We start from the raw sequence: 10,990 nt of genomic DNA on the forward strand, positions 1-10,990 counted from the left end.
GTTTATATGTGCGGTAAGTTGCCAGGTTGTAGGTGGGATTTTTCCGTGCGCTAAGTCGGCGTTAATTGTCCTTTAGTTGATTTTTTTAATATGTCTGACGGGGCAACAATCCGGATAGGGAAGTTGCTCCGTCACGTAAGTATTAAGGGCTCAAGCGAAAAAAACCGACTACCCGGCTTTTTTGTCGGCGCTCTCAAGGCCCCTGAGGTAGGTCGCGATTACCTCCATGCCTCGCATCAAGTGGTTACGCAGCGTCAGGATGCTCTCCTCGACCTTCTTCTGCGCTACCAGGCTCAGCAGTTCGCGGTGATCCTCCTGGGAAGTCTCGCCCAGCCCCATCGCTTCAAGGTTGAAGCGCAGAAAGCGCTCCTCCTCATTCAATCCGTGCTCGACCAGAGTGAGTAGCCGCTGGTTGGGCGCCTTGCCGTACAACACCATGTGAAACAGGCGATTGAGCCGACCAATCTCGGTGTAGTCTTTTTCGCTTTCCAGTGCATTGATACAGGCCTCGGCTTGAGCAAGGTCCGCGTCGGTGAGCAACGGAATCGACAGGCGTAGGGCCTCGGACTCCAGCAGCATGCGCAAGGCATAGGTCTCAGCCGAATTGTCCTCGATCAGGGGGGCGACGACGGCACCCTTGTGAGTCACCACATGCAGTAAGGATTGCGCCTCCAGCTGGCGCAAGGCTTCGCGCACGGGCATGCGGCTGACGCCGAACAGGCTGGCCAGTTCTTGCTGGCGCATGGCGGTGCCACAGGGCAATCGCCCATCGAGGATGGCATTACGCAAGGTTTCTTCAATAACGGAGCGCGCAAGATGGGCGGGAATAGGCCCGCTGATTTTGATGCTGCTTAATGGGTTCGGCTTCTGCGTCACGGTTGCGCTATCCTCCCTTTTTGAATAATAGTTTGGCTAATTGGATCCAAAGAACACTAAAGATGGGCCAAGCGCTTGTCAAACAGCCAAAGTTTCCGTTTGTAAGGGCTTACACAGCATACTTTGTGTCTCTCACAAGCGGCGGTTATAAAAACGGGGCTCCCGCGAATGATTGCACTGTGCCATTGTTTTTTGTAGGGCCAGGCTTCACCATTCGTTGAAATTCCGTCTCTTTCATGGACTGAACACTTTGGCGGTAAGTTTTATTCCCTATCGACTGCTTTGCTGGCTTTTATCAGCAATTTTACTGGCTGGCCTGATGCTCGGCGGGCTACGTGCCGATTGGGATTTCTCGCAGATCAGCCGCAAGGCCACCGCCGTCTACGGGCCGTTGGGCCAAGGCCAGCAGCGTATCGACGCCTGGCAGCGGCTGTTGGCGAGCCAAAAACAGGTCAGCGAGCAGGAGCAGCTCAAGGTCGTCAATTTGTTCTTCAACAAGCAAATGACCTACGTGGAAGACATCGATCTCTGGCACGTTGTCGATTATTGGGAGACACCCGTCGAAGCACTCTGGAAAGGCGCCGGTGACTGCGAAGACTACGCCATCGCAAAGTATTTCAGTTTGCGTCATCTGGGGGTATCCAGCGACAAACTGCGCATCACGTACGTCAAGGCCCTGCGGCAGAATCGAGCGCACATGGTCCTGACCTATTACTCGACCCCCGACGCCGTACCACTGGTGCTCGACAGCCTGATGGATGAGATCCTGCCGGCCACCCGTCGCACCGATCTGGTCCCGGTGTACTCATTCAACGCCGAGGGGCTGTACTTGCCCGGTGCCAAGGGCAACAAGAAAGTCGGTGATACCAAACGCCTGTCGCGCTGGCAGGATGTGTTGAGAAAAATGCGTGCGGAAGGCTTTCCAGCCGAGCCTGCCAACTAGGAGTAACTGATCGGATGTCTCTGTTCAAACAGCTATTGATCGCAATCTGTCTGTTCCTGGTGGTCGCCTTCAGCGGCAGCTTCATGGTCAGCCTGGAAAGCTCGCGCACCCAGTACGTCAACCAACTGCGCTCCCACGCCCAGGATGCCGCAACGGCGTTGGCGTTGTCGCTGACTCCGAATATCGACGACCCGGCCATGGTGGAGCTGCTGGTCAGCTCGATCTTCGACAGCGGTTACTACGCCAGCATCCGCGTCGTGGACCTGGCCACCGACAAAACCATCGTCGAGCGCAGCGGTATTCCCGACAACAACGGCGTGCCCAACTGGTTCGTCAAGCTGATCGGCCTGGAGCCGGCCGGTGGTGATGCGTTGGTCAGCCGTGGCTGGGAACAGGCCGCACGGGTAGAAGTGGTCAGCCATCCGATGTTCGCCCTGGCCAAGCTCTGGCAAAGCGCCCTGGGCAGCCTGGGCTGGTTGCTGCTGTGCGGCGCGGTCAGTGTGGTGCTCGGTGGGCTGCTGCTGCGCCGGCAACTGAAGCCGTTGGACTATATGGTCAAGCAATCCCACGCCATTGCCCGCCGTGAGTTCCTCAGCCTGCCGGACCTGCCCCGCACGCCAGAGCTGCGGCGCGTGGTACAGGCCATGAACCAGATGGCGGAAAAGCTCAAGGCGCTCTTCCAGGAGCAGGCTGAGCGTAGCGAAAAACTGCGCACCGAATCCTACCAGGACAACCTCACCGGCCTCGCCAACCGCCGTTATTTCGAGATGCAACTCAACGCCCGCGTCAGTAACCCGGAAGAGACCAACTCTGGTTACCTTCTGTTGCTGCGGGTCAAGGACCTGGCTGGCCTCAACCAGCGCCTGGGGGGCCAGCGTACCGACCAGTTGCTGCAAGCGGTTGGCGAACAACTGCTGCGCCAGTGCGCGCCGTATCCGGAAACCCATAACCTCGTTACCCGTATTCGTGGCGGTGAGTTCGCCGTGCTGGCGCCAGGGTTGATGCGTGAAGAAGCGGTGCAACTGGCGCAAAACCTGGAAAGCACCTTGCTCAGCCTGCAAGCGACCGGTGCCAGCGACGTTACACCGGTCGCCTATATCGGCCTGGCACCGTTCAGCCATGGCGACGCGCCCCAAGCCCTGTTGACCCTGGCCGACCAGGCCCTGGCCCAGGCCCAAGCGCAGGGCGACACCAGTTGGGTGTGCCTGGACCGCAGCGCCGCCGCCAGTGTCGGTGACGATCACCATGCCTGGCATACCTTGTTGGACCAGGCCCTGACCCAGCAGCGCTTCCAGCTGTATTTCCAGCCGGTGGTGGCCAGCCAGGACCCACAGTTGGTCTTGCACTACAAAGTGCTGTCGCGCTTGCAAGACGAAGACGGCCACACCATACCGGCCGGGCGCTTCCTGCCGTGGCTTGAGCGCTTCGGTTGGTCGGCCCGCCTGGACCGCCTGATGCTGGAGCAGGTGCTCAAGCAGATGAGCAGCCACACCGAGAACCTGGCGCTGAACCTCTCGGCCGCGACCCTGCAGGACCCCCAGGCCCTGAACCGCATTTATGACCTGCTACGCCAGCACAGCAACCTGGGCCCGCGCCTCACCCTGGAGATCGGTGAAGAGCAATTGCCTGAGCAGCACGTGCTGGAACAGATGACCCAGCGCCTGCGCGAGCTAGGCTTCTCCCTCAGCCTGCAACGTTTCGGTGGGCGGTTCAGCATGATCGGCAACCTGGCGCGCCTGGGCCTGGCGTACCTGAAGATCGACGGCAGCTACATTCGCGCCATCGACCAGGAAAGTGACAAGCGCCTGTTTATCGAGGCCATCCAGCGAGCGGCCCATAGCATCGACCTGCCGCTGATTGCCGAGCGTGTAGAGACCGAGGGCGAATTGAAAGTGATTTGTGAGATGGGGATTTTCGGTGTGCAGGGCCAACTGTTTGGCGAGCCCGCGCCCTGGAAATAATTTACCTGTAGGAGCGGTTGGATTAAATCAATCCTTTCTCGTCATCATCGATCAACTGGCTCAACCCACCCAACGCTTCCCGCGCCTGGTTACGGTCCATCAACTTGGCCTGGGCTGCCGGCGGCAGGTCGGTCACGCTGATCACCCCCTTGCGGGTCAGCACCTGGATCAAGTCATCCAGCACCCGGATCATCTCCAAGTCGCTCTGTTTGAGCTGGGCCAGGCTGGTTTCCACCACTTCGTTGGCGTACCAGGCCTGTATCTCATGGTGATCGGCCGGCAGGGTTTCAGTGGATTCGGTAAAGGCAGCAGCCTCTACGCGAACCAGCGCGCCCTGTGCATCACGTTGCACGTAAAACATAACAACCCCTCGAAAATGCGCCACAGGCGTTCAACAGCATAGGTCAACGCGGCGTGTATGGGCGTGAGTATGCGATGCCCCGTCCGCCAGGGCCAGCCACCCGCAGGCCAAAAAAAACGGCCGCCTGAAAGGGCGGCCGATTAATCGTGTCTTAAGTGTGGTCGATCTTGATGGTCGGGTCGGCACCACTGATCAGCGAGTTGATGCTGGTGTGGGACCAATCGTTGCCTTCCAGCTTGATCGTCACATCGGCATTGGCCAGGCCACCGGCGGCGTTGAGCTTGCCTTCACTGCTCACTTGCAGGGTCGACACGCCGTCTACCGTGGTGATCTTGAGGTAGTTGTCGATGGTGCTGTCGGTTTCACCTTTCAACAAATCGCGCAGATCGATGCGGTCGCCTTCCGAGGCCTTGAAGTCCTTGATCACATCGTTGCCGATGTCGCCAGACTTCCACACAAAGGTGTCGGCCCCCGAGCCACCGATCAGGATGTCGTTGCCCTGGCCGCCAATCAACGTGTCGTTACCCGTGCCACCCAGCAGGATGTCATTGCCTTTGCCACCGTCGAGCGTGTCGTTGCCGCCCTGGCCGAACAGGATGTCATCGCCAGCGCCGCCCAGCAGCGTGTCGTTGGCATCCTTGGCGCCGGAGACGTCGAAGTCCACATAGTGTTCGGTGACGTACTGGTGAACGTTAGAGGCGGTCACCGCAGAGACAGCCACGCCGGTTTTCTGCGCGACAAAGGCCTGCAGTGCGTTGTAACCCTCGCCATTGATCCCGCTGAAACTCACCAGGTCGCCGAACAGGATGTCGTTGCCGTCGCCACCGCTGACGGTGTCCGCGCCCGGCAACGTCGCCTCGGTGTGGCCGAGGATAGCGTTGGCGAGGTCCTTCGGATCGATGTTGGCCTGTGGCTTGCCATCGCTGTCGTACGGTGCCAGCTGATTCAAGCTGACCCCACTATTGAGGCCGATGGCTTCTACGCCACCTGTGGACAGACCTTTAAGCAGTGCGAACGCGCTGTTGGAGTTGAGGGTGGTGGAGTAGTCGGTATCGTATCCGAGGCCGCCTTGCACCGATATTTCATAGGTGCCATCCCCTTGGGCGTGGATGATTCCCTTGTTGTATCCCCAGCCGTAAGACCAGAGGGTCACCTTGCCGGCAGAGTTGATATCAAGGTAGTTATTCGAATCGATGTTGATCCGGGTGGCGGTACCTATGGTGTAGTTGTTCATGGTGACGACATCATCGAGCCTGACGTTGCCGTACAAGTACGGGTTGGTCTGCTCGGACGCTTGGTAAAACGTCGGCTGACCATCGGTGATGAAGTACGTTGTATTAATAGCGCCAGTGTTGCCAGTCGCCTGGGCACTTTTGAAGAAGTTGGACGCGGCCTTGAACACGTCTTCGTAGTTGGTCCCGCCGGTAGACACCATGGAGTCCAGGACTTTCTGCAGCGAGTCCAATGCACCTGGGTCTTTCAGGTTGACTGTCACCGTGCGATTGACCTGGTCGCTGAAATCCGCCAGGAAGATATTCACAGTGCCGGAGGTGCTGGCGCCGATACTGTTTTTCAGCGAGTTGAACGTGGTAGTCAGCGAGGTTTTTGCCGCTGCTATCGAGTCCGCACCCATACTGCCCGATGTATCGATCATGAACGCGATGTTGTAGTTCTTGCCCTGCACCACGTTCAGGCCGGCGATGTCGGCCACGACGATGTCGTTGCCATCGCTGCCATTGATGGTGTCGCTGCCCGAGGTGCCGGTGACCGAATTGTAGGTCGCCGGATGCACCGTGACTGGCAATTGCGCGGTGGTGGTCGCTGAACCGCCGATGCTCTCGGTGGAAGTCGAGGTGACTGTCAGGTTGAACTGGCCGCTGTAGTAGGTCGGCGGCTTGATGGTCAGGGTGTTCAGGTCCCAGCCGGTGACATTCACTTCGCCCACGGTTTTACCCGCAGTAAAGGTGTGCCCCGACGCGTCAGTGAGCACCGAGCCTGCCGGAATGCCGCTGATCTTCACGCTCAGGGTTTCGGAGCCGTCGGTATCGGTCAGCGCGGTGGTGACCTTGGACAGTTTGACCGTGCCGTTTTCCTGGCCTTCGTTGAGCTTGTAGCCCACGTAGTAGCCGTCACCGTTGCTGCCATGCAGGTCGGATACGGTGACGCCGGCGTTGGTCAGGTCGGTAAGGCCGGTGTACAACGGCACGGTGCTGGTGCTCAGGTTCTGCACCGCCCCGCCGTTGATCGACAGGTTAACGTCGAAGCTGCCTGGGCCCGCCTGGTTGGCCTGGTAGATCTCAAGGCTGTAGTAACCGGTGGTCGTTGGCGTGAACGAGCCGCTGAACTTGCCGCTGTTGGTGCCCCACAAACCGCTGGCAACGTCTTTACCGCCAACGTTGACCACCACGCTGTCATCGGCGATGCCGCTGAAGGTGTAGCTCTTGCCGGCTTCCATGTAGATCAGGCCGGAGATTTTTGAGCCAGAGCCGGCGGCGACGTTGTCGACAGACTCGACGTTGGTCACCACCGAGGTGTTGTTCGGCGTGCCCGCGTTATCGATGGCTTTTTTCAGCACGTCCGGTGCAGCGCCGTTGCCGTTGTTGCCGAGGCCGGCAATGCTGTTCCAGCCCTGTTTGACCAGGCCGGTGGAGGCAACGTTGTTGTCTGCCACGCTCAGGGTCGGCGCGTCGGCTACCGGCGTGATATCGACTTTCACCGTGGCGCTGGTACCCAGGTCCTTGCCATCGGTTGGTTGGAACTTGAACTGCGCGTAATCCGCCTGCTTGTTACCCACGCCAGTGCCGCCATAACCGTCGGCGCCGGACTCGTTGGCGTTCGGCGTAAAGCGCAGTTGGCCGCCATCGATCTGAGCCTTGGTAAAGGTCTGGCCGCTGGTCACGTTGGTCCAGGTGCTGCCGTCCGCCGCCAGGTATTGCAGCTTGCCGGCTACCGGCAGCTCGGTGATTTTCACCCCGAGGCTGGCTTGTGGCGAGTCCACATCGCTCACGCCGAAGTTGGCCCAGGTCAGGGCCAGCGCGGTGTCTTCCGTACCGGTCACGGCACCGCCAGTGGCCACTGGTGCATCGTTGACTGCTACCACGTTGACGGTGGTGGTAGCCACGTTGGAGTAGTTGCCGCCATCGGTCACCGTCACGGTGATGGTGCGCGGCGTGGTGCTCGGGTCGTGGCTGTTGTTGGTGAACGTGATGTTCTGGATGCGCTGCATGTAGTCAGCCAGCGTCGCGCTGCCGGACAACGTCAGGGTAATAGTGCCCGTCTGGTTGTTGGTGCTGACGCTGATGCCATTCACGCTATTGCCAAGATTGAGGGCATCACCGGCCTGTGCGTTGGTCAGCGTGACCGTCGCGCCCGTCAGCAGTGTGCTGTCTGGGTCAGTGATCTTGATATCCGTGTCGGCGATCGACACGCCCGGCCCGGCGGTACCCTCGGTAAACGTCGTCTTGTAATCAGCACCCGTGGCGCCGCTGGAGTTGTTGGCATCCAGGTCGATCACCGGCGGAGCATCGTTGTCGAGGATGTTGGTGGTGACAGTGCCTTTGTCGATCACCAGGTTCTCGAAGTTGCCTCCGGTGACCTTGTCGATGGTGATGACGATCTGTTCCGTAGGCTCGGTAATCTTGTCGTCGAGCGTGCGGATATCAAACGGCACACTGCTGGAGCCTGCCGGGATCTTCACGGTATACACGCCAGTGAAGTCCGAACCGTCAGTGGCGGTGCCGCTGTATTTGAGCGTCACGGTCACATCCGTTTGCGGCGGGTTGGTCAAGGTCAGGGTGTAGTGGGCGGTGCCACCTTCAGTGACCGAACCGTCGCCCGTAATGCTGATTTTGGTATCAGTCACTACATCCGTGACCTTGGTGACCGCGGGGCTGCCATCAACAATCAGATGCTCGTACTTGTCGCCACCGCTGACCACGCCGGTGATCTTGGCGCTGACATCATTGGCGCCGACATAAGCATCGTTCGGTGCGGTAGCCGTCGTGAAGCTGGTGGACTTGCCGCTGCCGATGGTGATGGTTGAGCCGTTATCCAGTCTTACCACCAGGTCGGAGCCCACGTTGTTCACGGCTGCGCCGTTCTTGTCGACCAGGGACGCGGTGTAGACGATCTGCCCGCCTTCGCTGACCGAGCCAGTGGCCTTGAGTACCACGGTCACGTCATCGATGGTGTCGTTGATGGTGGTCGTGGCGCCCGCAGGTGTGATGGTTACGCCCTCGAAATTGCCGCCGGTGGTGCCGGTGATCTTGACGGTCTGGGTGCTCTTGTCGATGAACACGTCATCGGTAGGCGCCGGGACGGTCACCGTGCCCACGGTCTCACCTTGCTTGATAGTGATGCTCGAACCGTTGTCGAGCTGGACCAGCATGTCGCTACCGGCCTTGTTGCTCAAGGTGGCGGTGTAGGTGATCTGGCCGCCTTCGTTGACCGCGGTCGGGGCAGTCAGGGTAACGGTGGTCAGGTCGGTGGAGCCTGGTGTGTCGGTGACGGTGGTGTTCACCGCCGTCGTGCCCGGCACCAGGTTCTCGAAGTGCTCGCCGCCGGTCACGCCTTTGATGGCGGTGGTGACGGTTTGGTCGCCTTTGTAGACGTCGTTTGGCGCTACGGTGGTGATGGAACCGCTCGACTGATTCACACCGATGGTGATGGTCTTGCCGTTATCCAGGGTCACGGTCAGCGGATTGGTGATGTTGGTCACCGGTGCGCCGTTCTTATCCACAAGGCTGGCGGTGTAGACGATGTTGCCGCCTTCGCCGACGGTGGTAGTGGCGGTCAGGACCACATCGACTTTGTCGATGGTGTCGTTGATCGTGGTGGTTGCGCCATTGCCTGCCACTTCGAGTTTTTCGAAGTTGCCGCCAGTGGTCTCGGTGATCTTGACGGTCTGCGTGCTCTTATCGATAAACACGTCATCGGTAGGCGCAGGGACAGTCACGGTGCCGACGGTTTCGCCGGCCTTGATGGTGATCGACGAACCGTTATCTAACTTCAGCGTGACATCAGTGCCCGTTTTATTGGAAAGCGTTGCGGTGTACGTAATCTGCCCACCTTCGTTAACGGCACTTGGCGCTGTCAGCGTAACGGTGGTGGTGTTATCGGTACCCGGTGTGTCCGTAACGGTGGTGTTAACCGGGGTAGTACCTGGAACCAGATTTTCAAAGTGCTCGCCGCCGGTCACACCCTTGATAGCGGTGGTGACAGTTTGGTCGCCCTTGTACACATCATCCGGAGCAAGAACCGAAACGCTACCGCTCGATTGGTTTACGCCGATGGTGATGGTCTTGCCGTTATCCAGGGTCACGGTCAGCGGATTGGTGATGTTGGTCACCGGTGCGCCGTTTTTATCCACGAGGCTGGCGGTGTAAACGATGTTGCCGCCTTCGCCGACGGTGGTGGTGGCGGTCAGGACCACATCGACCTTGTCGATAGTGTCGTTGATCGTAGTGGTCGCGCCGCTGCCTGCAACTTCCAGTTTTTCGAAGTTACCGCCCGAAGCGTCGGTGATCTTGACGGTCTGAGTGCTCTTATCGATGAACACGTCATCGGTAGGCGCAGGCACGGTCACAGTACCGACGGTCTCGCCAGCTTTGATGGTGATCGAAGAGCCGTTATCCAGCTTCAAGGTGACGTCAGTACCGGCCTTGTTGCTCAAGGTCGCGGTGTAAGTGATCTGACCACCTTCGTTAACGGCACTTGGCGCTGTCAGCGTCACAGTGGTGGTGTTGTCGGTACCGGGGGTATCGGTGACAGTGGTGTTCACTGCCGTAGTGCCAGGCACCAGGTTCTCGAAATGCTCGCCGCCGGTCACACCCTTTATAGCGGTGGTGACAGTTTGGTCGCCCTTGTACACATCATCAGGAGCAAGAACCGAAACGCTACCGCTCGATTGGTTTACGCCGATGGTGATGGTTTTACCGTTATCCAATGTCACGGTCAGCGGGTTGGTGATGTTGGTCACCGGCGCGCCGTTCTTATCCACAAGGCTGGCGGTGTAGACGATGTTGCCGCCTTCGCCGACGGTAGTGGTAGCAGTTAGAACTACATCCACCTTGTCGATGGTGTCGTTGATCGTGGTCGTTGCGCCGTTACCTGCGACTTCGAGTTTTTCGAAGTTGCCGCCGGAAGCGTCAGTAATCTTGACGGTCTGGGTACTTTTATCGATGAACACGTCATCGCTTGGAGCGGGCACAGTCACAGTGCCAACAGTGTCGCCAGCCTTGATGGTGATCGAAGAACCGTTGTCGAGTTTCAGCGTTACGTCAGTGCCCGCTTTGTTGGAAAGCGTGGCGGTGTACGTGATCTGCCCACCTTCGTTTGCCTCGGCCGGAGCGGTCAGCGTCACCGTAGTGGTGTTGTCAGTGCCTGGTGTATCCGTAACGGTGGTATTAACCGGGGTAGTACCTGGAACCAGATTTTCAAAGTGCTCGCCGCCGGTCACGCCTTTGATGGCGGTAGTGACGGTCTGGTCGCCTTTGTAGACATCGTCTGGCGCGATGGTGGTGATAGAACCGCTCGACTGGTTTACGCCAATAGTGATGGTCTGGCCGTTATCCAATGTCACGGTCAGCGGATTGGTGATGTTGGTCACCGGTGCGCCGTTCTTATCCACAAGGCTGGCGGTGTAGACGATATTGCCGCCTTCGCCGACGGTGGTAGTGGCGGTCAGGACCACATCGACTTTGTCGATGGTGTCGTTGATCGTGGTGGTTGCGCCATTACCTGCAACTTCCAGTTTTTCGAAGTTGCCGCCAGTGGTTTCGGGGGTTTTGATGGGCTGGGTGCTCTCTGTCTTTTTTTCACCTCTCCGAGCCCACGAGGCTGTCGCTGGTT

5 protein-coding genes are annotated in these 10,990 nt (G+C 59.0%); 2 read left to right on the forward strand and 3 right to left on the reverse strand.

The genetic code is table 11. The features are described 5' to 3' along the window. Positions 1–168: 168 nt before the first annotated feature. Complete coding sequence (locus GIW04_RS21885) at positions 169–876, reverse strand: GntR family transcriptional regulator (protein ID WP_003187432.1); 708 nt, start codon at positions 874–876, stop codon at positions 169–171. Positions 877–1,195: 319 nt separating this feature from the next. Between GIW04_RS21885 and lapG the strand changes: the two genes are divergently transcribed. Both lapG and lapD read left to right on the forward strand, forming a co-directional pair. Continuing rightward, positions 1,196–1,819, forward strand: coding sequence for a cysteine protease LapG (gene lapG, locus GIW04_RS21890; RefSeq protein WP_413469055.1), 624 nt, complete (start codon positions 1,196–1,198; stop codon positions 1,817–1,819). A 14-nt stretch (positions 1,820–1,833) separates the two neighbouring features. Next, a complete protein-coding gene (gene lapD / locus GIW04_RS21895) occupies positions 1,834–3,780 on the forward strand; it encodes a cyclic di-GMP receptor LapD (RefSeq protein ID WP_236479190.1) in 1,947 nt (648 codons plus the stop codon). A gap of 22 nt (positions 3,781–3,802) precedes the next feature. On the opposite strand, the gene GIW04_RS21900 is transcribed toward lapD, so the two are convergent. Then, a complete protein-coding gene (locus GIW04_RS21900; RefSeq protein WP_003187438.1) occupies positions 3,803–4,141 on the reverse strand; it encodes a hypothetical protein in 339 nt (112 codons plus the stop codon). A 151-nt stretch (positions 4,142–4,292) separates the two neighbouring features. Then, on the reverse strand, positions 4,293–10,990 hold a 6,698-nt coding region (locus GIW04_RS21905), incomplete at its 5' end, for an immunoglobulin-like domain-containing protein (RefSeq protein WP_236479191.1).

This window comes from Pseudomonas sp. PA-4-8C, assembly GCF_021606625.1.
GTDB lineage: Bacteria > Pseudomonadota > Gammaproteobacteria > Pseudomonadales > Pseudomonadaceae > Aquipseudomonas > Aquipseudomonas lactis.

Coding starts and splice junctions, on each gene's coding strand:
- GIW04_RS21900 (WP_003187438.1), bottom strand. CDS start 4,141: ATGTTTTACGTGCAACGTGATGCACAGGGCGCGCTGGTTCGCGTAGAG.
- lapG (WP_413469055.1), top strand. CDS start 1,196: ATGCTCGGCGGGCTACGTGCCGATTGGGATTTCTCGCAGATCAGCCGC.
- lapD (WP_236479190.1), top strand. CDS start 1,834: ATGTCTCTGTTCAAACAGCTATTGATCGCAATCTGTCTGTTCCTGGTG.